General features: G+C 61.7%; 22 protein-coding genes. 7 read left to right on the top strand and 15 right to left on the bottom strand.

Annotation, left to right across the window (positions count from 1 at the left end):
• Positions 1-3: 3 nt before the first annotated feature.
• Positions 4-3,207 (bottom strand): helicase-related protein, encoded by a 3,204-nt coding sequence (locus LZK81_RS21495; RefSeq protein ID WP_233956652.1) that lies wholly within the window; start codon positions 3,205-3,207, stop codon positions 4-6.
• Between the two features lie 725 nt (positions 3,208-3,932).
• Between LZK81_RS21495 and LZK81_RS21500 the strand changes: the two genes are divergently transcribed.
• On the top strand, positions 3,933-4,088 hold the full coding sequence (locus LZK81_RS21500; RefSeq protein ID WP_007775119.1) for a DUF3309 family protein: 156 nt from the start codon (positions 3,933-3,935) through the stop codon (positions 4,086-4,088).
• 41 nt (positions 4,089-4,129) lie between these two features.
• Positions 4,130-4,387 carry a YMGG-like glycine zipper-containing protein gene (locus tag LZK81_RS21505; RefSeq protein WP_037081355.1) on the top strand — a complete coding sequence of 86 codons (258 nt, stop codon included), beginning with the start codon at positions 4,130-4,132 and terminating at the stop codon, positions 4,385-4,387.
• 251 nt (positions 4,388-4,638) lie between these two features.
• On the opposite strand, the gene LZK81_RS21510 is transcribed toward LZK81_RS21505, so the two are convergent.
• On the bottom strand, positions 4,639-5,367 hold the full coding sequence (locus LZK81_RS21510) for a beta-ketoacyl-ACP reductase (protein WP_046612894.1): 729 nt from the start codon (positions 5,365-5,367) through the stop codon (positions 4,639-4,641).
• A gap of 140 nt (positions 5,368-5,507) precedes the next feature.
• Positions 5,508-6,689: an acetyl-CoA C-acetyltransferase gene (locus tag LZK81_RS21515; protein WP_233954604.1), complete on the bottom strand. Its 1,182-nt coding sequence runs from the start codon at positions 6,687-6,689 to the stop codon at positions 5,508-5,510.
• A 260-nt stretch (positions 6,690-6,949) separates the two neighbouring features.
• On the opposite strand from LZK81_RS21515, the gene phaR reads away from it, so the two are divergent.
• The gene (gene phaR / locus LZK81_RS21520; protein ID WP_046605159.1) at positions 6,950-7,525 is read left to right on the top strand and encodes a polyhydroxyalkanoate synthesis repressor PhaR; all 576 of its coding nucleotides are present in this window, start codon (positions 6,950-6,952) and stop codon (positions 7,523-7,525) included.
• 30 nt (positions 7,526-7,555) lie between these two features.
• Here the strand turns inward: phaR and LZK81_RS21525 are convergent.
• The 5 genes from LZK81_RS21525 to mtgA form a co-directional block, all read right to left on the bottom strand.
• Positions 7,556-8,508 (bottom strand): IS630 family transposase gene (locus tag LZK81_RS21525; protein WP_233954196.1). Its coding sequence is split into 2 segments (ribosomal slippage): positions 7,556-8,170 and positions 8,173-8,508, totalling 951 coding nucleotides; the frame shifts between segments, so codons are not numbered across the junction.
• 78 nt (positions 8,509-8,586) lie between these two features.
• A complete protein-coding gene (locus LZK81_RS21530; RefSeq protein WP_046605158.1) occupies positions 8,587-8,994 on the bottom strand; it encodes a hypothetical protein in 408 nt (135 codons plus the stop codon).
• 140 nt (positions 8,995-9,134) lie between these two features.
• Positions 9,135-9,320, bottom strand: coding sequence for a 50S ribosomal protein L32 (gene rpmF / locus LZK81_RS21535; RefSeq protein ID WP_038546808.1), 186 nt, complete (start codon positions 9,318-9,320; stop codon positions 9,135-9,137).
• Between the two features lie 151 nt (positions 9,321-9,471).
• Complete coding sequence (locus LZK81_RS21540) at positions 9,472-10,119, bottom strand: glutathione S-transferase family protein (protein WP_233954605.1); 648 nt, start codon at positions 10,117-10,119, stop codon at positions 9,472-9,474.
• 74 nt (positions 10,120-10,193) lie between these two features.
• A complete protein-coding gene (mtgA, locus tag LZK81_RS21545; RefSeq protein ID WP_370689838.1) occupies positions 10,194-10,940 on the bottom strand; it encodes a monofunctional biosynthetic peptidoglycan transglycosylase in 747 nt (248 codons plus the stop codon).
• Between the two features lie 130 nt (positions 10,941-11,070).
• Between mtgA and LZK81_RS21550 the strand changes: the two genes are divergently transcribed.
• Complete coding sequence (locus tag LZK81_RS21550; protein WP_233954608.1) at positions 11,071-11,985, top strand: polyprenyl synthetase family protein; 915 nt, start codon at positions 11,071-11,073, stop codon at positions 11,983-11,985.
• Positions 11,986-12,004: 19 nt separating this feature from the next.
• Positions 12,005-12,646 (top strand): LysE family translocator, encoded by a 642-nt coding sequence (locus LZK81_RS21555; RefSeq protein WP_046626278.1) that lies wholly within the window; start codon positions 12,005-12,007, stop codon positions 12,644-12,646.
• 29 nt (positions 12,647-12,675) lie between these two features.
• Here LZK81_RS21555 and LZK81_RS21560 read toward each other — a convergent pair whose 3' ends face one another.
• The 3 genes from LZK81_RS21560 to LZK81_RS21570 form a co-directional block, all read right to left on the bottom strand.
• The gene (locus tag LZK81_RS21560) at positions 12,676-13,335 is read right to left on the bottom strand and encodes an OmpA family protein (protein ID WP_233954609.1); all 660 of its coding nucleotides are present in this window, start codon (positions 13,333-13,335) and stop codon (positions 12,676-12,678) included.
• A 93-nt stretch (positions 13,336-13,428) separates the two neighbouring features.
• Positions 13,429-13,863: a DoxX family protein gene (locus tag LZK81_RS21565; RefSeq protein WP_233954610.1), complete on the bottom strand. Its 435-nt coding sequence runs from the start codon at positions 13,861-13,863 to the stop codon at positions 13,429-13,431.
• Between the two features lie 10 nt (positions 13,864-13,873).
• Positions 13,874-14,362: a cupin domain-containing protein gene (locus LZK81_RS21570; RefSeq protein WP_233954611.1), complete on the bottom strand. Its 489-nt coding sequence runs from the start codon at positions 14,360-14,362 to the stop codon at positions 13,874-13,876.
• Between the two features lie 87 nt (positions 14,363-14,449).
• Here LZK81_RS21570 and LZK81_RS21575 point away from each other — a divergent pair, with 87 nt between their 5' ends.
• Positions 14,450-15,049, top strand: coding sequence for a TetR/AcrR family transcriptional regulator (locus tag LZK81_RS21575; RefSeq protein WP_233954612.1), 600 nt, complete (start codon positions 14,450-14,452; stop codon positions 15,047-15,049).
• A gap of 6 nt (positions 15,050-15,055) precedes the next feature.
• Here LZK81_RS21575 and hisC read toward each other — a convergent pair whose 3' ends face one another.
• The 3 genes from hisC to LZK81_RS21590 form a co-directional block, all read right to left on the bottom strand.
• Complete coding sequence (gene hisC, locus LZK81_RS21580; RefSeq protein ID WP_233954613.1) at positions 15,056-16,120, bottom strand: histidinol-phosphate transaminase; 1,065 nt, start codon at positions 16,118-16,120, stop codon at positions 15,056-15,058.
• Positions 16,121-16,124: 4 nt separating this feature from the next.
• The gene (ispG, locus tag LZK81_RS21585) at positions 16,125-17,375 is read right to left on the bottom strand and encodes a flavodoxin-dependent (E)-4-hydroxy-3-methylbut-2-enyl-diphosphate synthase (RefSeq protein ID WP_233954614.1); all 1,251 of its coding nucleotides are present in this window, start codon (positions 17,373-17,375) and stop codon (positions 16,125-16,127) included.
• 127 nt (positions 17,376-17,502) lie between these two features.
• Positions 17,503-18,693, bottom strand: coding sequence for an MFS transporter (locus tag LZK81_RS21590; RefSeq protein WP_046611086.1), 1,191 nt, complete (start codon positions 18,691-18,693; stop codon positions 17,503-17,505).
• A 128-nt stretch (positions 18,694-18,821) separates the two neighbouring features.
• Here LZK81_RS21590 and LZK81_RS21595 point away from each other — a divergent pair, with 128 nt between their 5' ends.
• Positions 18,822-19,016, top strand: coding sequence for a hypothetical protein (locus LZK81_RS21595; protein WP_233954615.1), 195 nt, complete (start codon positions 18,822-18,824; stop codon positions 19,014-19,016).
• Between the two features lie 2 nt (positions 19,017-19,018).
• Here LZK81_RS21595 and pyc read toward each other — a convergent pair whose 3' ends face one another.
• Positions 19,019-22,480, bottom strand: coding sequence for a pyruvate carboxylase (gene pyc, locus LZK81_RS21600; RefSeq protein WP_233954616.1), 3,462 nt, complete (start codon positions 22,478-22,480; stop codon positions 19,019-19,021).
• Between the last annotated feature and the right edge of the window lie 75 nt (positions 22,481-22,555).

Consider the following 22,555-nt stretch of genomic DNA (forward strand, 5'->3'; position numbering starts at 1 on the left):
GCCTTACTTCTTCATCTGCTCCTTGAGAGCTGCAAGCTTTGCAAAGGGCGAGTCCGGATCGATCGGCTTTTCCTTGCGGGGCGGCTTGGCCTCGAAGCGAGCAGGCTGCGGCCCTTTGCCGCGGTCGTTGCGGTCCGGACGCGGACCACCTTCGTGGCGCTCCCCGCGGTTCGGGCGATCGCCCCCGCGGTTGTTGGTATTGTTGTTATCTGGCCGGCGGTTGTTGTCGCGGTTCGGCTTGCCGCCGTCCTTGCGTTCGCCACCACGTTCGCCGGCAGGGCGCGCATCACGCCGCTCGCCACCGTCGCGACGCTCATCACGACGGCCCTGGGCCGGCTGGCCGGCTTCGCCACCGGCATTGTTGCGCTGGCCGCCATGGCCACGACGATCGCCATGCTGAGGCCGTCCGCCGCGCTGGTTGTTTTCACGACCGCCGCCCGGACGCCACAGCAGGACCGGCTTCGGCTCTCCAGCCTCGGCAGCCTTTGCCTCGTCGGTGACGTCTCCAGCCGCAGCCTGCTCGGCGGGAGCTTCTTCCGAAGCAACCGGGTCTGCAGTCGCCGTCTCAGCCGGTGCAGCATCAGCCACGGCCTCGGCGGGAGCTGCTTCCGTCGCAGTCTCGGCCGGAGCGGTTTCCGTTGCAGTCTCGACCGGAGCGTCACTCGCATCGGCGTCATCTGTCTCGGAGACTTCCGGTGCATCTCCTGCCGAGGCTGGAGCAGCCGCAGCGTTCACGGGACTTGCATCGTGGCCTGCCAGGAATGCCTGCGCCTCTTCCGCCTTCACGGCGTCGGCACGATATCCGAGGCCCTTGAGGATTTCTTCCATATCGTCCGGCGTCGCGCCGAGAATGGAGAGCATCGCGGTCGTGGCCGTGAAGCGGCGGCCGTCATATGCCCCTTCCGGACGCGGCGTCGAGCCCGGCTTCCACTGCAGAAGCGGACGGATGAGATCGGCAAGTCGCTCCAGGATGTCGATCCGCACGGCACGCTTGCCGAGGAAGCGGAAACCCGCAAGCTTGTAGAACATCCGTTCGAACGTCGGATCGGCGACCACCGAAGTGCGTCCTGCGGCAAGCGCCGGGATGAGATCGCCGTAACCGGGCTTGTCGAGGCCGTCGTTCTTCAGCGCCCAGAGGAGCGTGATGAGTTCAGCCGGCGCCGGCTTCAGAAGCATCGGCATGAAGACGTGATAGGCGCCGAAACGGATGCCGTAGCGACGCATCGAGGCGCGCGCATCCTGATCGAGCGACTTCACGTCGTCCGCGACGTCGCGCCTGAACAGCACGCCGAGACTTTCGACGAGCTGGAAGGCGAGGCCCTTGGCGAGGCCCTGCAGGTCTTCGGCGCGCGACAGATCGTCGAGCGGCTTCAGAACCGTGGCGATGTGATGGTTGACGAAGCGCTCGAGGCGGGCGAGCACATGTTCGCGCGCATTGCCGGTCAGCTGCTCGTCGGAGAGCAGGATGACGCGCGGCCGCATGACATGCTCGGTCGGCGCAAGACGGGCGATGGGCTCGCCGAGCCAGCGAACGGACCCGTCGGAGCCGACCGCCAGATCGCTATTGCCGGAGGCATAAAGCCTCGCGGCCCGCGCCTCGAATTCGAGCGCCAGCGCTTTCTGAGCGGCACCCTGCACCGCCTTGGCGTCGGGTCCCTCGGTTCCCGAAACGGGCGTGAACCGGAAACCGGCCAATTGCCCGACGTGATGTCCCTCTACAAAGACATCGCCATTCACACTGATTTCAGCTTCCAGCATCGCATTCTCTCTCAGGCGCTTCATGAGCACAGATGTCCTGCGATCAACAAAGCGTTTCGTCAACCTTTCATGTAGCGCGTCCGATAACCTATCCTCTATTTCCCGTGTCTTTTCTTGCCAGTGTGTCGGATCGGCAAGCCAACCAGGGCGATTAGAGACGTAGGTCCATGTCCGGATCTGCGCTATGCGGGCCGATAATGTGTCGATTTCACCATCGGTGCGGTCGGCGCGGCGGACCTGTTCCGCCATGAATTCTTCATTCACCGTCCCGAAGCGTACAAGATCGGAAAAAAGAGTCGAAATAAGGTCGGCGTGCTGTGCCGGCGCAATTCGCCGATAGTCCGGCAGGGCACAGGCCTCCCAGAGCTTCTCGACCCGCTGTGGCGTCGTCGCAACGTCCTTGATTTCGGGATAACGCGAAAGATAATCAAAGGCTTGGCTGTCGGTCGCGGGAAGCGCCCTTGTCAATCCTTGCAGCGTCGGCGACGCGTCCAGGCTTTCCCGCAGAGCCTTGAGCGACGAAAAATCGAGGTTCTTCGACCGCCATTGCAGCACTTTGACATGATCGAAGTGGTGGCTTTCGATTCGCTCGACCAATTCGTCCTCGAAAGGCGCGACCTGCCCGGTAACGCCGAACGTCCCGTCCCTCACATGCCGCCCGGCGCGGCCGGCGATCTGCGCCAGTTCTGCCGGATTGAGGCTGCGGAATTGATAACCGTCGAATTTCCGGTCCTGGGCGAATGCCACGTGATCGACATCGAGATTGAGTCCCATGCCGATCGCATCGGTCGCAACGAGATATTCGACGTCGCCGGACTGGTAGAGGCCGACCTGCGCATTGCGGGTACGTGGGCTGAGTGCGCCCAGCACCACCGCCGCGCCGCCGCGCTGGCGGCGAATAAGCTCGGCGATCGCATAGACCTCGTCGGCTGAAAACGCCACGATCGCAGAACGCTGCGGCAGGCGGGTGATCTTTTTCTGGCCCGCATAAAAGAGCTGCGAGAGGCGCGGCCGCTCGACGATGGTTATTCCCGGCAGAAGCCGCTCGAGGATCGGCCGCATGGTTGCCGCACCCAGGAGCAGCGTTTCGTCGCGCCCGCGCAAATGCAGGATGCGGTCGGTAAAGATATGGCCGCGCTCGAGATCCCCCGCGAGCTGCACCTCGTCGATCGCGACGAACGAGGCTTTCGTCTCGCGTGGCATGGCCTCGACGGTGCAGACGGAAAAGCGGGCGTTCGGCGGGGTGATCTTTTCCTCGCCGGTGACGAGCGCCACCTGCGAAGCACCGACCTTCTCAACAAGGCGCGTATAGACCTCGCGCGCCAGCAGCCGGAGCGGCAGGCCGATCACGCCGGTGCCATGCGCCACCATGCGCTCGATGGCATAATGGGTCTTGCCGGTATTGGTGGGTCCGAGGACGGCGGTGACGCCGCGCCCGCTGAGCATCATGGGCTGGAAATTCAAAGCCTGGTTCCGCGCATCACATACGGCTTGGGTCTCGCGCCTGCGCCCAAAAACCAAAAGCCACGCAACACATGGCGATCTAGGCCGGCAAACGCAAGCCTGAAGAATAGTTTTGCGGCCGAAGAGTGATCGCTGAAGGCAGCCCATCAACGCTCGGCGATTCGAATTTTAAACGTAAAGGAACAGACGCGAACGAATCGGAGACGAATCGCAGACTCAAGACGATTCAGCTTTTGTTCACCGCTATATGTTGATGCGACTCCAGACTTCCCCACGACATCCTGAATCTACATCAAGATTGGGTGCATACAACCGCAGGACTCATCCCAAAGCTGCGCTTTCACGAAGAATCGGAAGAGTCAATCCATTGATATGGTTAATGTTTCATCAATCCATTTAGGCTGCTCCACCCTCGTTTGAGCACGGAATTAAGATTCAGGCCAAAGGCGGAACGAATCGCCGACGAATCACAGACATCCATGTCTTCGCTATTTGTTCTCACAAGATATGGTAGGTGCCATCAGGAGAGAACCGCAAGAAAATCGTCGCGGTAAAGACCTCGGAAGCAAATCGTTCAGCTGCCATTAACATTGGCTAACGCACTTTAACCACACGTGAGAGCACACGCTTGCAAGCCGATGGAACAAAAATCGCGGCGCTACGTTTCCTCGCCAAATCCATACCGGATTGTCTAGCGGAGTAGAAAAATCATGCTCGGAACCGTGTTGCTCGTCATCCTCATTCTGCTACTCATTGGCGCCTTGCCGAATTGGGGCTATAGCCGAGGCTGGGGCTATGGTCCGTCGGGCGGATTGGGCCTTGTCGTGCTTATTATCATTATCCTGCTGCTGATGGGCAGGATTTAAAAGCGGCGTAGCCGTGTGTACCAAAGGGAAGGGAAACTAACATGATGAAGAAGATTCTGATTGCGGGCTGCATGATCGGCACGCTCGCCTCCTGTACTGCAACTGAACGCGGCACCGCAATCGGCGCCGGCACGGGTGCCGTTATCGGCGGCGCCGTGACGAACAGCTGGGGTGGCGCGGCAGTTGGCGCAGTTGCAGGCGGCCTGGTCGGCGCTGCGATCGGCCAGTCCTCGGAACGCCGCGGCTACTGCATCTATCGCGACCGTTACGGCCGTCGTTACGAGGCCCGTTGCCGCTAATCGCGAGCAACAATCCAGTCCCTCAGGACCGGCGCCCGAGCAATCGGCGCCGGTTTTGTTTTGCCCTGAGAGACCGCCGGCATTAACACTTGGCCAAAGCCGGAACGAATCGCCGACGAATCGGCGACATCACCCGTTTCGCGGTTTGTTCACCGCAATATGTCGTGTTAAAACAATTTGTTAACCATAGAGACCGACCGTTTCGGCGCACCACCATGCGCCGAAACCCGCTCAAAGGTTAATGGCGGAGATCAGCTCGCGAAGAACTGGCCGCCATTCGCCGTCAGCGTCGAACCGGTGATGAAGCCGGCATCGTCGGAGGCGAGGAATACGACGCAACGGGCAATCTCTTCCGGTTCGCCGAGGCGCCCGACCGGGATCAGCGGAAGAATCCGCTCGTTCAGCACCTTCTCCGGCACCGCCCGCACCATTTCGGTGGCGATGTAGCCGGGGCAGATGGCGTTGACGGTGATGTTCTTTGCAGCGCCTTCCTGGGCCAGCGCCTTGGTAAAGCCGAGATCGCCGGCCTTGGCTGCCGAATAATTCACCTGGCCCATCTGGCCCTTCTGGCCGTTGATCGACGAGATGTTGACGACCCGGCCGAATTCGCGCTCGCGCATGCCGTTCCAGATCGGATGTGTCATGTTGAAGAGGCCGGTCAGGTTGGTGCCGACCACCTCGTTCCACTGTTCAGGCGTCATCTTGTGGAACATGCCGTCACGGGTGATGCCCGCATTGTTGACGAGCACCTCGATCGGGCCGAGCTCTGCCTCCACTTTTGCTATTCCGTCGACGCAGGCCTGATAGCTGGAGACATCCCACTTGAAGACCGGAATCCCGGTCTCGTCGTGGAAGGCTTTCGCCTTTTCCTCATTGCCCGCAAAATTTGCCGCGACACGATAACCTGCCGCCTTCAACGCGACGGAGATGGCTGCCCCGATCCCACGCGTTCCTCCCGAAACCAATGCAACCCTGCTCATGCGATCTTCCCCTCTTCGATTTGATCCGGTCCTTCTGTGTGACTGGATACTTACCTATTTTGACATGCTTTCAGCGAGGAGATAGTCCCGCCGCGAAGTTTTGCAACCTGGGCGGGATCATCCACAGTCATCCAATGGTATTACATGGCCTCCAGGCACATGGCGACGCCCATGCCGCCGCCGATGCACAGCGTGGCAAGACCCTTCTTGGCGCCGCGGCGCTTCATCTCGAAGAGGAGCGTGTTGAGGATGCGGGCGCCCGACGCGCCGATCGGATGGCCGATGGCGATCGCGCCACCATTGACGTTGACGATCGACGAATCGAAACCGAGATCCTTGACGACGGCACAGGATTGCGCGGCAAAGGCTTCGTTGGCCTCGATGAGATCGAGATCGCCGACCTTCCAGCCCGCCTTTTCCAGCGCCTTGCGGGAAGCCGGGATCGGGCCGGTGCCCATGATCTGCGGATCGACGCCGGCAGTCGCCCAGGAAACGATGCGAACCATCGGCGTGATGCCGCGGCGGGCGGCTTCCGCTTCCGTCATCAGCACGGCAGCGGCCGCGCCGTCATTGAGGCCGGACGCATTGCCGGCGGTCACGGTGCCTTCCTTGTCGAAGGCGGGGCGCAGCTTGGTCATCGAATCGAGCGTCGCGCCGGCGCGGATGTATTCGTCGTTCTCGACGGTCACGTCCCCCTTCCGCGTCTGGATGATATAGGGGATGATCTCGTCCTTGAAGCGGCCGGCGTTCTGCGCGGCTTCCGCCTTGTTCTGGGAAGACACGGCGAACTGGTCCTGCTCCTCGCGGGAGAGCTGCCACTGGCGGGCGATATTCTCCGCGGTGATGCCCATGTGATAGCCGTAGAACGCGTCGGTCAGGCCGTCCTTGACCATCGTGTCGATCATCTTGAAATCGCCCATCTTCACGCCGCCGCGAAGGTGCGCGCAATGCGGCGCCATGGACATCGATTCCTGGCCGCCGGCAACGATGATCTTGGCGTCGCCGAGCGCGATCTGCTGCATGCCGAGTGCAACGGCGCGCAGGCCCGAGCCGCAGAGCTGGTTGACGCCCCAGGCGGTGGCTTCCTTCGGCACACCGGCCTTCATGGCCGCCTGTCGGGCCGGGTTCTGGCCCTCGCCCGCCGGCAGGACCTGACCGAGGATGACCTCGTCCACCTCAGCCGCCTCGACGCCGGCACGTGACAATGCGCCCTTGATCGCCGCGGCGCCCAGTTCATGCGCCGGAACATTGGCGAAGGCGCCATTGAAGGAGCCGACCGCAGTACGGCCAGCGGCTGCGATCACGATGGATGGAGTGGTCATGGACGTTTCCTCTTATTAGATATTTATACACGAGACTGGCAAAGCTTGGGCCGAGAGTCAAACGCCAGTCGGATGCCGGGGCGCAGCCGCCGGATCTCTCCAAAATGCCCGTTAGATTTCACGGGTTTGCTGCGCAACAAAGCAGTCGCCGCGCCGCACAAATCGATTGTAAGTCCTCGTCATTTAGGCTTACATTCCTGTCGGGAGAAGAATGCCAATCGATAATGACCAAACCATATTGACGGGAGCAGGAGGCAATCATGGCAAAGACCGAAGGCGAAATCATAATCAAGAAATATGCCAACAGGCGCCTCTACAACACGGGCACCAGCACCTATGTGACGCTGGAAGACCTGGCGAAGATGGTGAAGAAGGGCGAGGACTTCACCGTTCAGGACGCCAAGAGCGGTGACGACATCACCCATTCGGTCCTGACCCAGATCATCTTCGAGCAGGAATCGAAGACCGGCAACACGCTGCTGCCGATTTCCTTCCTGCGGCAGCTGATTTCCTACTACGGCGACCAGATGCAGATGGTGGTTCCGACCTTCCTCGAACACTCGATGAAGGCCTTCACCGACCAGCAGGTTCAGATGCGCGAACAGATGACGCGCGCCTTCGGCGATACGCCGCTCAGCAAGAACCTGCAGATGCCGATCCAGATGATGGAAGAGCATGTACGCCGCAACACGGACATGTTCCGCCAGGCCATGCAGATGTTCTCGCCGTTTACGGGACAGCCCCAGGCGCCTGCCGCCAAGAAGACCGACGCCAAGGATATCGACGAGTTGAAGGAACAGCTCCGCAACCTGCAGAGCCGCCTCGATAATCTCTAAGACCTGAAGGGCGCCTAAAGCGTGTCGCGTTTAATCTGCCTCGTATCCTGCGGCTTTGAAGTAGTTTCTGCATTCTGTGACGGAGAAGAGATTGCAGATTTCGCCGAGGGCTTGCGTGATGGCATCGAAGCTGCGGGCAGCCCGCTTTCGCAGCAGCGTCTTGAGTTTTGAGAAGGCCATCTCTATGGGATTGAGGTCGGGACTATAGGGCGGCAGAAACAGCAGCCAGGCTCCCTTTGCCCTGACCAGTTCTTCGGCCCGTTCGCTCTTATGAAAGGCGACATTGTCGAGAATGACGACGTCTCCAGGCGACAGGTTCGGCGCGAGTTGGGTCTCTATCCACGCCTCGAAGATGCGGGCGTTCATCGGCCTGTCAACGATCCAGGGGGCAACCATGCCATGGGATCGCAGCCCGGCGATGAAGGTTTGGGATTTCCACGAACCGAAGGGTGAATGCGTTCGATAGCGCTGCCCTCGCGCAGACCATCCCGACCGCTTCGTCAGCTTTGTGTTCGTCGATGTCTCGTCGATAAAAACCAGCCGGGCCAATCCTTTGTTGAAGAAAGGCTTGCGCCGTGCGGTCCACAGTTCACGCGCCCGCGCGATCTCCGGGCGCAACTGCTCGGCGGCCTGCAGGCTTTTTTTTTATGGCTCAACCCAAGCCGATGCAGAAGCCGTCCGACACTGGAGCGATGGACGATGACGCCACGTCCGCAAAGTTCCACGCAAAGCTCGTCCAGCGTCAGTTCGCCATTCTGTGCCAGCCGCTCTCCAACCCACGCGTGCTGTGCCGAAAGCTTACCGCCGCCAAGGTGCCCCTGCCGGCGCGGCGAAAGCGAACCTGTCTCGCGCTTCAGGATCACCAGATCGTTCACGAAACGCGGCGACACCCGAAAATGCCGGGCGGCCTCCCGATGCCCATGGCCTTCTTCCACTAACGCTACGACACGCTCACGCAACGCAATCGGATGTGACTTGCCCATGGCGATCTCCCTTCACATCAAAGGGAATCACGGATGGACTGATTTGAGAACCATGAATCGCAAAAACAGCGACACGCTTTAGAGCCCGATCGACACGTCACGGCCGGCTGCGCGGATTGCCACCGCAAAGCCGCCGATTACGTCGACGAAAGTGATCGTCATCAGGATGAAGAAGATCTGCGTCGCGGCATCCCGCACCAGCAGGAATTCGACCAGATAGGCGATGAAGACCAGCATGGACAGCATGTGGTTGATCAGCGAACCGCGGCCGTTGCGGCTGGCTTTCAGGATTTCCACGAACAGGAAGACCAGCGAGATGACGATGATCACGTCGCCGAGCGTCATGGTCCAGACGGCACCCGACAGCATCTGAAGCGAGCTGATGACGTTGCCGAGCGACGTGACCCCGCCGCTGCCCAGAATGCCGAGCATGCCCAGGTTATAGAGAATGAACGGGATGATCATCAGCGGCAATGCGGCAAGCATGGTCTCGGACTCCAGTCGATATGGCCGGACTGTACGTGCTTGCCCTGCTTTCGCAAGTCTTGGGCGCTGCAAAACAAGTCTTCGCGCAACAAAAAAGGCCGGCAGAGCCGGCCTTCGATGCAATAGAAGTCAGAAAACGCTTATGCGCTTTCCTTCGGCGTCAGAACCTGACGGCCGCGATACATGCCGGTCTTCAGATCGACATGGTGCGGACGGCGCAGTTCGCCGGAGTTCTTGTCTTCGATATAGGTCGGAGCCTTGAGTGCGTCTGCGGAGCGGCGCATACCGCGCTTCGACGGGCTCGTTTTTCTCTTCGGTACAGCCATTTTCGTTACTCCACTTGGGCGTCAAAAACATCATCCCCGGCCGGAACTGAGGCCGATTGGACATGTCTCGATCTCGGAAATTTGGGCGGCTTATACATGCCCTACCGGGCTTTGACCAGTCCCTGCCTGGATTTTTTGAGAAATATGCGACTTAAACCTCGTCCTCCGGGACCACCCAGGTTTCGGCAAGTGCCGCCTCCTGCCACTTGAGCCAGGCCGGATGAGATTTCATTGCCGTCATATAGGCGAGCGTCTCCGCGTCGCTCGTCAGATCGTAGACGTCGAAACGGCTGACGACGGGCGCAAACATCGCATCCGCTCCGGAAAATTCGCCGAACAGGAAAGGCCCGCCGGATCTGGCCCGCAGCTCGCGCCAGATCGTCTCGATGCGCGCCACGTCGTCCATCACCCCGTCGGCAAGTGCGATCCTGCCCTTCGGCCGGCGCATGTTCATCGGGCAGGCATTGCGCAGCGCCCGGAAGCCGGAAATCATCTCCATCGAGATAGAACGCGCGACAGCGCGATCGGCAGCGGCTTTCGGCCAGATGCCTTTGTCCGGGAAAAGCTCGGCGGCATATTCGATGATCGCAAGCGATTCCCACACCCGCACATCGCCGTGGTGCAGCACCGGCACCTTGCCGGTCGGCGAGATCGGCCTGAATTCCGGATTGCCGGCCGGAAAATCGAAGGGTATCAGCACTTCCTCGAAGGCAATGCCCGCCGCCGTCAGCGCGATCCAGGGGCGGAGGGACCAGGAGGAGTAATTCTTGTTACCGATATAAAGGGTAAGCTTTTCCATGGGCCACATCTCCGGTTGGTTCACTCAGCCTCATAATGGCCTTATCCGGACGCGACCAATGAAATCGATAGACCTCAATCATAAATGCATTTGATGTAATCGCCGGACCCGCGCGCCCGGCGCTCGACGAGCCCCGCCAGCTGCTGAACGCCGCGGCTCGGTTTGCCCGCGACGCGCGTGATAGGATTGGGAAGCGCCACAGCCAGAAGTGCGGCCTGCCGGGCGCTCAGCTTCGAAGCCGGCACCTTGAAATGATATTGCGCCGCCGCTTCCGCGCCATAGATGCCCGGTCCCCACTCGGCGATGTTCAGATAGATCTCCATCATCCGCCGCTTCGACCACACGAGGTCCGCGCCAAGTGCCAACGGCAGCTCCAGCCCCTTGCGGATGAAGGAACGGCCGTTCCAGAGGAACAGGTTCTTGGCGGTCTGCATCGGAATGGTGCTCGCGCCCCGCGTCGCCTCGCCGTCGAGGGCATCCTCGACCACGCCGCGCATCTGGTTCCAGTCGACGCCGCCATGGAAGCAGAACTGGCCGTCCTCGGACATCATCACCGATCGGACGAGGTTGGGCGAGATGTCGTCGAGGCCCACCCAGCGCCGGTCGTATCCACGAAACAGCGCCAGTTCCGACAGCATCAGCGTCGAGACGGGACGGGTGAACGGCAGCGCATAAACCAGGATCAGCAGATAGGGCAGCAGCACCAGCGCGATCGCGATCAACACGATCCGGCGGATCAGAGTTCCGGAAACCGGGCGCCGTCGCCAGCGGGGCCTCACGGGCTCCTCCTCCTGCACCTGCTGTTCGGGTGTGATGTCCAATATCGCACTCGTTCCTCGTTTTGAGTTTCATAACCGCTCAACGTGGCCAAGGCGAGTCTGGTGCCGAAAACTTCGCGTGTCCTGGTGAATCGCCGTTGCCAGCCAACCATCGGCATGCCAAACAGCGGCCATGACGGACGCGAAAACGGCATTCGAAACACGCCTGCGGCAGAGCGCCGCCGAGACGGGAGCCCTGCTTTCGTCTCTCCTGTCCGATACCCCTCTTTCCGACGAGACGACCCGCCCGGCGCATCTGATGGCCGCCATGCGGCATGGATCGCTGAACGGCGGGAAGCGGCTGAGGCCCTTCCTCGTCCGCGAGAGCGCCGCCCTGCTCGGCGGGCCGGCGGATGCAGCACTTCGGGTCGGCGTCGCGCTCGAATGCCTGCATTGTTATTCGCTGATCCACGACGACCTGCCGGCGATGGACGACGACGACCTGCGCCGCGGCCAGCCGACCGTCCACAAGGCCTTCGACGAGGCGACCGCGATCCTTGCCGGCGACAGCCTGCTGACCTATGCCTTCGACATCATTGCCGCGCCGGAAACCGCGCTCGCCGACCGGTTGAAGACGGAACTCGTTCTGTCGCTTGCCCGCGCGGCAGGACCCGGCGGCATGGCGGGTGGCCAGGCGCTCGATCTCGCCGCCGAAAGATCACCGCCCGACGAGGCCGGCATCACCATATTGCAGGCGATGAAGACCGGTGCGCTGCTGCGCTTTGCCTGCGAGGCGGGCGCAATCATCGCCGGCTCTGAGCCGCAGCATCGCGAAAGGCTGCGGCTCTTCGGCCAGAAGATCGGCCTTGCCTTCCAGCTCGCCGACGATCTGCTCGACCTGACCTCGGATGCCGCCACCCTGGGCAAGGCGACCGGCAAGGACGCCGGACGCGGCAAGGGCACGCTCGTGGCACTACACGGCGTAACCTGGGCCGAGGACCGGCTGGACGCTTTGACGGCCGAGGCGGTAGAACTGCTTGCGCCCTACGGCGAAAAGGCGTCCATTCTGCAGGAGACCGCGCGCTTCATCGCCAGCCGGGAAAACTAGACAGGGATAGGAAACGAGAATGCCGGACGTCCTGAGCTATCTGCCCTACATGTGGCCGGCCTATGTGGCCTATGTCATCAATGTCGCGAGCCCGGGCCCGGCCAATTTCGCCATCATCGGCACCTCGATCTCGCAAGGGCGCCGCGCCGGTCTGATCACGGCGCTCGGCATCGCCTGCGGTTCTTTCACCTGGGCTTGCGCCGCAGCGCTCGGTCTTGCGGCGCTGCTCCGCAATTATGCGATCGCTCTGGAGATCATGAAGGTGCTCGGCGGGATCTACCTGATCTACCTAGCCTGGAAGGCCTACAAATCCGCGCGCCTGCCGGATTCCAAGGTCGCCCTCGGCAATGCCCGGACGAACTATACCGCCCGCCAGCTCTGGCTGCGCGGTTACGCGATCCACGTCACCAATCCGAAGGCGATCTTTGCCTGGCTGGCGATCATTTCGCTCGGCCTGCCGGAAAATGCGCCGACCTCGGCGATCCTGCTGATCATCTGCGTCTGCATGAGCTCGAGCATGCTGATCTTCACCACCTATGCGATGGTCTTTTCGACATCCCACGCACTGCGGGGCTACAAGGCCGCGCGGCGCTGGGTCGAAGGTACGATGGCGGTATTCTACAGCGTCGCCGGCTTGAAGCTGCTGACGAGCCGCATCTGAGCGGCTCGCCTTCCCTCAGACTTTTATGATCAGCCCTGGGTGATCGGCGCGATCGCCACTTCGACGCGGCGGTTCTGCGCGCGGCCGTCCGAGGTCGCGTTGGAAGCAACCGGCTGCGACGGCCCAAAGCCCATCGTCGACATGCGGCGCTGGTCCACACCACGGCTGCCGAGATAATTCGCGACGGAACCGGCGCGACGCTCGGAAAGAGCCTGGTTATGCTGCAGGCTGCCGGTCGAATCCGTGTGGCCGTTGACGTCGATGAGTGTCTTGTTGAACTTGTTCAGCACGATCGCGACAGAATCCAGCGTCCGGTAGAAGGGCGGGATCACCTGGTCCTGGTCGGTGGCGAACGTGATGTTCGACGGCATGTTGAGGATGATGCGGTCGCCGACGCGGGTCACCGAAACGCCGGTGCCCTGCAGCTGGGCGCGCAGTTCCGCTTCCTGGTTGTCCATATAGGCGCCGATACCGCCGCCGGCGAGCGCGCCGATACTGGCACCGATCAGTGCGTTGCGGCCCGCATGGCGTCCGCCGGTCAAGCCGCCGGCAAGCGCGCCGAGGCCGGCACCGATGGCGGCGCCGCCGGCTGTGTTGGAAACCTTCTGCTCGCCCGTATAAGGGTCGGTCGTGGTGCAGGCGGAAAGATAGGTCGCGCAAAGTGCGACGATTGCGATTTTCTTCAGCATGTAGATGGATATCCCCGTCGTCAGTGGTGATCCTCATTTACCATGAATTGCGGCAATAGCGAGGAGGACGCCGCAGTGACGACGTCCTCCTCGTCAGAAGCCTGCAAGGGCTGGCGCGCCCGCCACACGGGCCTCGCGGTGGAGGATGGCAACCATCACCAGCCCGCCGATAAGGCTGACATGTTCGAAGGTGAACATCATCTCGATGAACGCTGCCTCGCCGGTCATTGTCCAGAACGCGTGAGCGATCGGGATGGTCAGCGCTGTAAAGACGCCCAGCGCTCCGGCGCCGAGCCAGGCCCAGCGGCCTGAAATCACCAAGGCGCAACCGCCGAGCTGAACGATGATGACGGCGATGGCCATCGGAACCGCCGGCATCACGCCATATCGTTCCATTTCCGCCACCGCACCGCCGAAGTCGATGACCTTGGCAAGACCGCTCGACCAGAAGACGAATGTGAGAAGCACGCGGGCCAGAATGCCGAAGGACCGGGAGGCCAGAAGACCGTTGATCATAGAGGGCGTCATTGTCGTCTCCTCAGGCGTTGGCGGGAACCGGGATATCGATGCCGAAACGCGCGGCGGTCGCCACGATCTTCGGAACATCCGGCGGCAGCATGTCCGGAAACGTGGTCGAGCCGGATGGCAGCGGGTCGCCGATCGCGACGAAAAATTCCTCGTGAAGGTCACCCGGGAAATTGATCAGGAGCAGCCGCGAGGTCGTCTCGGCGATATTGCGGAAGGAATGCATCGTGCCCGGCGCGACATGGACGAAATCGCCGGGGCCGCAATGCTTGACCTCATCGCCGACGATGATCTCGTAGCGGCCCTCGAGAATGAGGAACGCTTCCTGATCGGTCTGCGTATGCGGCGGTGGGCCGGCATTGGGCGCGGTCAGCACGTCGATGACGGTGAAATTTTCTTTCGTATCCGCGAAGCGAGCGCGGAATGTCAAGATATTGCCGAGGAAATGCACCGTCAGGGGCGCGGCGGAAATGCCGACTGGAGATGTGGAAGCCGTGTTCATGGTCTTGTACCTTGGAGGGTTTGTGATACACTTAAATCTTAATGAGACTAAAATCTCATAACGAGAATGAGATGTCAAGTGAGTGACGTGAAGAAAACAGAACGGGTAAACCAGAAGAAGCGGACGCGTGCCGAATTGCTGCGCACCGCTAGGCAATTGATCGAGGCCGGAGGGCATCCCTCCGTGGCGGAAGTCGCCGATGCGGCGGGCATTTCCCGTGCCACGGCCTATCGCTATTTCTCGACGCCGGACGAAATGGTGCATGAAGCGGTGCTCGATGCGGTGGCCGACGGGGTTCGCCTGCCAGACAGTATAGCCGTGAGCGGCACCGTGGAGGAACGGCTGGACGAGATCGTCGGCCAGATCTTTCGCATGGTGGCAGCGAACGAAAGTGTCTTCCGCACCTTTCTCGCCACGTCCATCACCAGCGATACCCAGCCGCGGCGTGGCGGCCGGCGCATTCCATGGCTGACGGAAGCGCTGGAACCGTTGCGCCCCAGGCTCGCCAAGGATGTCTTCGACCGGCTGCTTTACGGATTGTCGATGCTGACGGGTATCGAATCCCTCGTCGTGCTCCGCGATATCTGCGATGTCGATCCGCAGGAGGGCGAACGGATCGTGCGCTGGTCCGCCCAAGCCATGCTGGCGAAGGCTCTGGCTGAGGAAACGTCCACGGGAAGAAAATAGCCGCTGTTAGCCCGCGGCCGGCAGGTTCTTCAGGACTTCGAGCAGCCGGTCGCATTCGGCATCCGTGCCGATCGAGATGCGCAGATGGTCGGCTATGCGCGGCTTGTTCCAGTGGCGAACAAGCACGCCCTCGGCCCGCAAGGCTGAATAGACTTCGGCGCCCGACAGAGCAGGATGCCCGGCGAAAACGAAATTCGCCTGTGACGGCAGAACCTCGAAACCCATCGCAAGCAATTCATCGCTGACGCGGTTGCGCGTCGCGATGATCTTCTGCCGGCAGGTCTCGAACCATTCCACATCTTCGATCGCGGCAGTGGCGGCAACCTGCGCCAGCCGGTCGAGCGGATAGGAATTGAAACTGTCTTTCACGCGCTCCAAAGCATCGATCAGATGCCGCTGACCGAGGGCGAAACCAATGCGCATGCCGGCAAGCGAACGGGATTTCGACAGCGTCTGGATGACCAGAAGGTTCGGATAGCGGGCAATCAGGCTCGCGGCGGTGTCGCCACCGAAATCGATATAGGCCTCGTCCACCACGACCGGTGCCTCGGGATGGGCGGCAACCAGCGCCTCGATCTCCGGGAGCGCCAGGCCGATGCCGGTCGGCGCATTCGGATTTGGAATGATGATCGCGCCGCAGGGCCGGTCGTAGTCGGAAAGTCGGATCCGGAAACCTTCATCGAGGGGGATTTCGACCACGTCGATATCGTAGAGCCGGCTATAGGTCGGATAGAAGCTGTAGGTGATATCCGGATAAAGCAGCGGCCTGTCGTGCTTCAGCAAGGCCTGGAACGTGTGCGCCAGCACCTCGTCCGAACCGTTGCCGACGAACACTTGATCCGCTTGCACGCCGAAACGCGCAGCAATCGCTTCGCGCAACGCCCTCGCCGACGGATCCGGATAAAGCCGCAACGCATCGTCCGCCGCCGCCTGGATCGCGGCAACCGCCTTTGCAGACGGCCCGTAGGGGTTTTCGTTTGTGTTGAGCTTGACGAGATTCTGGATACGCGGCTGCTCGCCCGCGACATAGGGCGTAAGCCGGCTGACGATCGGCGACCAGTATTGGCTCATGGAATTATTCTGCGGCCGTGCGCTGGCCGAAGCGCTGCTCGATATAGTCGATGACGAGCTTCTCGAAATCGGCGGCGATGTTTACGCCCCGCAAAGTCAGCGCCTTCTTGCCGTCGATGAACACGGGTGCTGCCGGCGTTTCACCGGTACCCGGCAGCGAAATGCCGATATCGGCGTGCTTGCTCTCGCCCGGACCGTTGACGATGCAGCCCATGACCGCGACATTGAGCGCCTCAACGCCCGGATATTTCTCGCGCCAGACCGGCATGTTCTTGCGAAGGTCGTTCTGGATGTTCTGGGCGAGTTCCTGGAACACCGTCGAAGTGGTGCGGCCACATCCGGGACAGGCGGCGACGACCGGAACGAACTGGCGGAAGCCCATGACCTGCAGCAGTTCCTGCGCCACCTGCACTTCGCGGGTACGGTCGCCGTTCGGTTCCGGCGTCAGCGAAACGCGGATCGTGTCGCCGATCCCATGCTGCAGCACGTAGCCCATGGCTGCCGACGAGGCGACGATGCCCTTGGAGCCCATGCCGGCCTCGGTGAGGCCGAGATGCAGCGCGTGGTCGGAGCGCTCTGTGAGCATGGAATAGACGGCGATCAGGTCCTGAACCTGGCTCACCTTGGCCGACAGGATGATGCGGTTGCGCGGCAGGCCGATCTGCTCGGCAAGCTCGGCGGAGATCAGCGCCGACTGGACGATTGCCTCGTGCATGACCTGGCGGGCCGACAGCGGCGAACCATCTGCGGCATTGCGGTCCATCAGCGTGGTCAGGAGATCCTGGTCGAGCGAACCCCAGTTGACGCCGATACGGACAGGCTTGTCGTAACGGATCGCCATCTCGATGATGTCGGCGAACTGCTTGTCCTTCTTGTCCTTGAAGCCAACATTGCCCGGATTGATGCGGTATTTCGCCAACGCCTCGGCGCAGGCCGGATGGTCCGCCAGCAGCTTATGGCCGATATAATGGAAATCGCCGATCAGCGGCACGTCCATGCCGAGCCGCAGCAGGCGCTCGCGGATTTTTGGAACGGCGGCAGCACTCTCGTCACGATCGACGGTAATGCGGACGAGTTCCGAGCCGGCCTTGTAGAGTGCCGCGACCTGGGCGACCGTTCCGTCGATATCGGCGGTATCGGTATTGGTCATCGACTGCACGACAACAGGTGCGCCTCCGCCGACGATGACGCCGCCGACATCGACTGCGACTGTGGCGCGGCGCGGTTTCGGATCATAATCGACGGGTGCGGTCATCGGAAGTCTCGTCGCCTTGGGAATGAAGCGCCTTTCAGGTGGCGTATGGCTTGCGGCTTGTCAACCGCCGCAACACACACTTTATCGCACCGGCCCTTCCCGTTCCAGCCCGGCAGGCTGACGCAGCCTAGTGATGCGCCGTGTCCGCATGTTTGGCCAAAGGCGAGAGCATGAGCACCACGACGATCAGCGCCGAAAGGCCGGCGAAGATGATCGCGAGGCCGGTATGCTCGGCAATGAAGCCGATGGCGGATGGCGCAACCAGGATGCCGGAATAACCCATGGTCGTGACCACCGAGAGGCCGACGCCGGCCGCCATGCCCGGCAGGTTGCCGGCGGCCGAAAAGGCGATCGGCACGATGTTGGAAATGCCGATGCCTGTCAGTGCAAAGCCGGCGATCGCCATCGGCGCGTTCTGGGCAAAGCCGATCAGCAGCAGGCCGAAGATCGAGATGACGGCACAGACGCGCAGCGTCTTCACCGCGCCAAAACGGTCGCGGATCAGGTCGCCGGCAAAGCGCATCGTCGCCATGGTGAGCGAGAAGGCTGCGAAGGCGAAGCCGGACAGCGTGACGGAAGCCGCAAGCTCGTTGCGGAGGTAAAGCGCACCCCAATCGAGGATCGCGCCTTCCGGGATCATGCAGAACAGTGCCATGATGCCGATCAGCCAGGGCAGCGGCGAACGCGGCAGGCGGCTTGCTCCATGCTTGGCTTCGTCCGGATGGGGTGCATCGTGCAGAACGATCCGCCAGGCAGCAATGATCATCACCGCAGCAAGCACTGTCACCAGGATGGCATGCGCGGAGACGCCGATATGTTCGATCAGGAAACCGCCCGTCGAAGAGCCCAGCAATCCGCCAAGGCTCCAGAAGGCATGGCAGGACGACATGATCGCCCGGCGCATGTTTTTCTCGACCGAGACCGCATTGGCATTCATCGCCACGTCCATGGCTCCGATCAGCCCACCGAACAGGAAGATCGCCAACGCACCGGCCCAGATGCTGCCGACCCAGGTGAGGAGCAGCAATGTCGGTGTCAGCAGAACCGCGATATATTTGGAAACCTGGCTCGATCCGAAACGGGCGATCTGGCTTCCCGCAAGCGGCATCATCACCAGCGATCCGAGGCCGAAGGTCAGGATCATCAGCCCGAGCGAGCTCTCGCTCAAGCCCAGCCGGCTCGCAAATTCCGGGATTTTGGGCGCCCAGGCGCCGACCATGAAGCCGTTCATCAGGAAGAGCAGCGACACGCCTGCCCGTTCGCGGGTGATGAAAGTTCGGGAGCCGGAGGAAGCGTTGGAGGGCGCGCGACTATCCATGGGTAGGTTCCTTTTCAATCGCCGCGAACATATTTAAATCGATTGAATTTGCAACGCTGCGAAGACGTCCTGCCTCTCACAAATTGTATCGAGGCGAAACCCGCAACGGAAAGAAAAGTTCGCGGCAATTGACCACGCTCGAAAACTTTGGTTCCGATCGGTCAACAATCCGCATCATATACGGCGCTCGTTTTCATGATCTGGGCGATCTGCCGGCCGCGAACGACAGGGCCGACGCACCCCTGGTCGGGGGCGCCGGCCTGATAGCTATTTTTGGCGAAGGGCTCGGCCGAAAAGTCCGGGCCCTGAGGGATGGCGGCTGAACTCAGCCGCCATAGACGATCAGCAGATCCTTGGCGTCGATCTGGTCGCCTGCCTTGACGAGGACCTCGGCCACCGTGCCGTCCTTTTCGGCATGCAGCGCCGTTTCCATCTTCATCGCCTCGATCGACAGCAGCACATCGCCGGCCTTGACCGCCTGGCCGGTTGTCGCAAAGACGCGGCTGATGACACCGGGCATCGGCGCGCCGAGATGGGCGACATTGCTAGTGTCCGCCTTGCGGCGCACCGCACTGCCGGAGGCACCATGCGCCCTGTCCGGCACCTTGATGCGGCGCGGCTGGCCGTTCAGCTCGAAGAAGACGGTGACCAGGCCTTGCGCATCGGTGCCGCTCATCGCCTGGTTGACGACGACAAGCGTCTTGCCGCGCTCGATGTCGGCGAACATTTCCTCGCCATCGCCAAGCCCGTAGAAATAGGCATGCGTCGGCAGCACCGAGACCGGGCCATAGGTATCGGACGCCAGCGCGAAGTCGGTGAACACCTTCGGATACATCAGGTAGGAAGCGAACTCGAAATCGTTGACCTTGCGCTCCAGCTTGTCCTCGATCGCCTTGCGCTCCGCAGCAAGGTCAGCGGGGGCTAAAAGCGAGCCGGGCACCGCGGTATAGGGCTGCTCGCCCTTCAGCGCCTTTTTCTGCAGCGCTTCCGGCCAGCCGCCGGGAGGCTGGCCGAGATCGCCCTTCAGCATCGATACGACCGAATCCGGAAACGCGATGTCCTTCGCCGGGTTCTCGACATCGGCAACCGTCAGGTCCTGGGAGACCATCATCAGCGCCATGTCGCCGACCACCTTGGAAGACGGCGTCACCTTGACGATGTCGCCGAACATCTGGTTCACGTCCGCATAGGTCTGGGCGACCTTGTGCCAGCGGGTTTCAAGCCCGAGCGAGCGGGCCTGTTCCTTGAGGTTGGTGAACTGGCCGCCCGGCATCTCGTGCAGATAGACTTCCGAGGCAGGCCCCTTGAGGTCGCTTTCGAAGGCGGCATACTGGCCACGCACCGCTTCCCAATAGAAGGAGATGCGGCGGATCCATTCCGGATCGAGGCCCGGGTCCCGTTCGGTGCCCGACAGCGCTTCGACGATCGAGCCGAGGCAGGGCTGCGAGGTATTGCCGGAAACAGCATCCATCGCCGCATCGACCGCGTCGACGCCCGCGTCCACTGCGGCAAGCACGGTCGCGGCCGAGATGCCGGACGTGTCATGGGTGTGGAAATGGATCGGCAACGAGGTCGCCTCGCGCAGCGCCTTGAACAGTACCCGCGCCGCGGCCGGCTTCAGGAGGCCGGCCATGTCCTTCAGCGCGATGATATGCGCACCCGCCTTCTCCAGCTCTTCGGCGAGAGAAACGTAATATTTGAGGTCGTATTTCGGGCGTGCGGAGTTGAGCAGGTCGCCGGTATAGCAGATCGCCGCCTCGCAGAGCTTGTTCTCTTCGTTGATCGCATCCATCGACACACGCATGTTCTCGACCCAGTTGAGGCAGTCGAAGACACGGAAGAGGTCGATGCCGCCCCTGGCGGCCTGGGAGACGAAATACTTCACCACGTTGTCGGGATAGTTCTTGTAACCGACCCCGTTGGCACCGCGCAGCAGCATCTGCAACAGCAGGTTCGGCGCATCCTCGCGGATCATCGCCAGACGCTCCCACGGGTCTTCGGTGAGGAACCGCATGGAAACGTCGAAGGTCGCCCCGCCCCAGCATTCCAGCGAGAACAGGTTCGGCAGAGCCCGCGCATAGACGCCCGCCACGCGGGCGATGTCATAGGTGCGCATGCGGGTGGCCAGCAGCGACTGATGGCCGTCGCGCATCGTCGTATCGGTCATCAGCACGCGCTTTTCGTTGCGCATCCATTCCCCGAACTTTTTCGGACCGAGCGTGTCGAGCAGCTGCTTGGTTCCGTCCGGGACCGGGCCGTTTATATAGGGCAGGACAGGCTTGGCGATATGCTCGGACGGTGCCGGCCGACCCTTGGTTTCCGGATGACCGTTGACGGTGACGTCGGCGAGATAGGTGAGCAGCTTGGTGGCGCGGTCCTGGCGCTTTACCTGCTCGAACAGTTCCGGCGTCGTATCGATGAACCGCGTCGTATAGGTGTTATCGCGGAATTTCTGGTGGCCGATGATCGCTTCGAGGAAGGTGAGGTTGGTGGCCACGCCCCGGATACGGAATTCGCGCAGCGCCCGGTCCATGCGATCGATGGCTTCCTGCGGCGTGGTGCCGGCAGCCGTTACCTTGACCAGCAGCGGATCGTAATACCGGGTGATGATCGCGCCCGAATAGGCCGTGCCGCCGTCCAGACGGATGCCGAAACCGCCGGCCGAGCGATAGGCGGTGATGCGGCCGTAATCCGGGATGAAGTTGTGCTCCGGATCTTCCGTGGTGATACGGCATTGCAGCGCGTGGCCGTGCAGGCGGATATTTTCCTGGGCCGGCACACCGGATTCAGGCGTGCCGATCGCAAAACCCTCGAGGATATGGATCTGCGCCTTGACGATATCGATGCCGGTGACGACCTCGGTCACCGTATGCTCGACCTGGATGCGCGGGTTCACCTCGATGAAATAGAACTTCTGGGTATCGGCATCCATCAGGTACTCGACCGTGCCGGCGCCGACATAATTGGTCGCCGCGGCGATCTTCAGCGAATAACCCGCCAGCTCCTGCCGCTGGGCTTCCGACAGATAAGGCGCCGGGGCGCGCTCGACGACCTTCTGGTTGCGTCGCTGGATCGAACAGTCGCGCTCGAACAGATGCACGACATTGCCATGGGTATCGCCGAGGATCTGGCTTTCCACGTGGCGGGCGCGCTCGACCAGCTTTTCGAGATAGACCTCGTCCTTGCCGAAGGCAGCCATAGCCTCGCGCTTGGCTTCCACGACTTCCCTGGCCAAATCCTTGGGATCGCGAATGGCGCGCATGCCGCGCCCGCCGCCGCCCCAGGAGGCTTTCAGCATCACCGGGTAGCCGATGTCCTCGGCCATTTTCGCAACGACCGCCATGTCGTCCGGCAGCGGCTCGGTCGCCGGAACCACCGGCACGCCGACCGAGATGGCCAGGTTGCGGGCGGCGACCTTGTTGCCGAGCTGGCGCATCGTATCCGGCCGCGGGCCGATGAAAATGATACCTGCATCGTTGCAGGCCTCGACGAATTCCGGGCTTTCCGACAGCAGGCCGTAGCCCGGATGAATGGCGTCGGCACCGGAAAGCTTGGCGACGCGGATCACTTCGGGAATGGACAGATAGCTTTCGATCGGCCCCATGTCCTTGGAAAGATGCGGGCCGCGGCCGACCTGATAGCTCTCGTCGGCCTTGAACCGATGCAGCGAAAGCTTGTCCTCTTCCGCCCAGATCGCGACAGTCTTGATGCCGAGCTCATTGGCCGCACGGAAGACCCGGATCGCTATTTCAGAGCGGTTGGCAACTAAGATCTTGGAAATGGGCAAGACGAATCTCCTCAGGCGCCATCGAGAATAATGCTGCACTGCAAAGAAATCAGTATTGCCTTAATCAGGCAAGCG

It is taken from the genome of Neorhizobium galegae (assembly GCF_021391675.1).
Lineage (GTDB): Bacteria > Pseudomonadota > Alphaproteobacteria > Rhizobiales > Rhizobiaceae > Neorhizobium > Neorhizobium galegae_B.

Bases quoted from the DNA above. Each gene is read 5' to 3' on its own strand.
- LZK81_RS21495 (WP_233956652.1), bottom strand. From the start codon at position 3,207: ATGATGCTCAGCGGGCGCGGCGTCACCGCCGTCCTCGGACCCACCAAT.
- LZK81_RS21500 (WP_007775119.1), top strand. From the start codon at position 3,933: ATGCTCGGAACCGTGTTGCTCGTCATCCTCATTCTGCTACTCATTGGC.
- LZK81_RS21505 (WP_037081355.1), top strand. From the start codon at position 4,130: ATGATGAAGAAGATTCTGATTGCGGGCTGCATGATCGGCACGCTCGCC.
- LZK81_RS21510 (WP_046612894.1), bottom strand. From the start codon at position 5,367: ATGAGCAGGGTTGCATTGGTTTCGGGAGGAACGCGTGGGATCGGGGCA.
- LZK81_RS21515 (WP_233954604.1), bottom strand. From the start codon at position 6,689: ATGACCACTCCATCCATCGTGATCGCAGCCGCTGGCCGTACTGCGGTC.
- phaR (WP_046605159.1), top strand. From the start codon at position 6,950: ATGGCAAAGACCGAAGGCGAAATCATAATCAAGAAATATGCCAACAGG.
- LZK81_RS21530 (WP_046605158.1), bottom strand. From the start codon at position 8,994: ATGCTTGCCGCATTGCCGCTGATGATCATCCCGTTCATTCTCTATAAC.
- rpmF (WP_038546808.1), bottom strand. From the start codon at position 9,320: ATGGCTGTACCGAAGAGAAAAACGAGCCCGTCGAAGCGCGGTATGCGC.
- LZK81_RS21540 (WP_233954605.1), bottom strand. From the start codon at position 10,119: ATGGAAAAGCTTACCCTTTATATCGGTAACAAGAATTACTCCTCCTGG.
- LZK81_RS21550 (WP_233954608.1), top strand. From the start codon at position 11,071: ATGACGGACGCGAAAACGGCATTCGAAACACGCCTGCGGCAGAGCGCC.
- LZK81_RS21555 (WP_046626278.1), top strand. From the start codon at position 12,005: ATGCCGGACGTCCTGAGCTATCTGCCCTACATGTGGCCGGCCTATGTG.
- LZK81_RS21560 (WP_233954609.1), bottom strand. From the start codon at position 13,335: ATGCTGAAGAAAATCGCAATCGTCGCACTTTGCGCGACCTATCTTTCC.
- LZK81_RS21565 (WP_233954610.1), bottom strand. From the start codon at position 13,863: ATGACGCCCTCTATGATCAACGGTCTTCTGGCCTCCCGGTCCTTCGGC.
- LZK81_RS21570 (WP_233954611.1), bottom strand. From the start codon at position 14,362: ATGAACACGGCTTCCACATCTCCAGTCGGCATTTCCGCCGCGCCCCTG.
- hisC (WP_233954613.1), bottom strand. From the start codon at position 16,120: ATGAGCCAATACTGGTCGCCGATCGTCAGCCGGCTTACGCCCTATGTC.
- ispG (WP_233954614.1), bottom strand. From the start codon at position 17,375: ATGACCGCACCCGTCGATTATGATCCGAAACCGCGCCGCGCCACAGTC.
- LZK81_RS21590 (WP_046611086.1), bottom strand. From the start codon at position 18,693: ATGGATAGTCGCGCGCCCTCCAACGCTTCCTCCGGCTCCCGAACTTTC.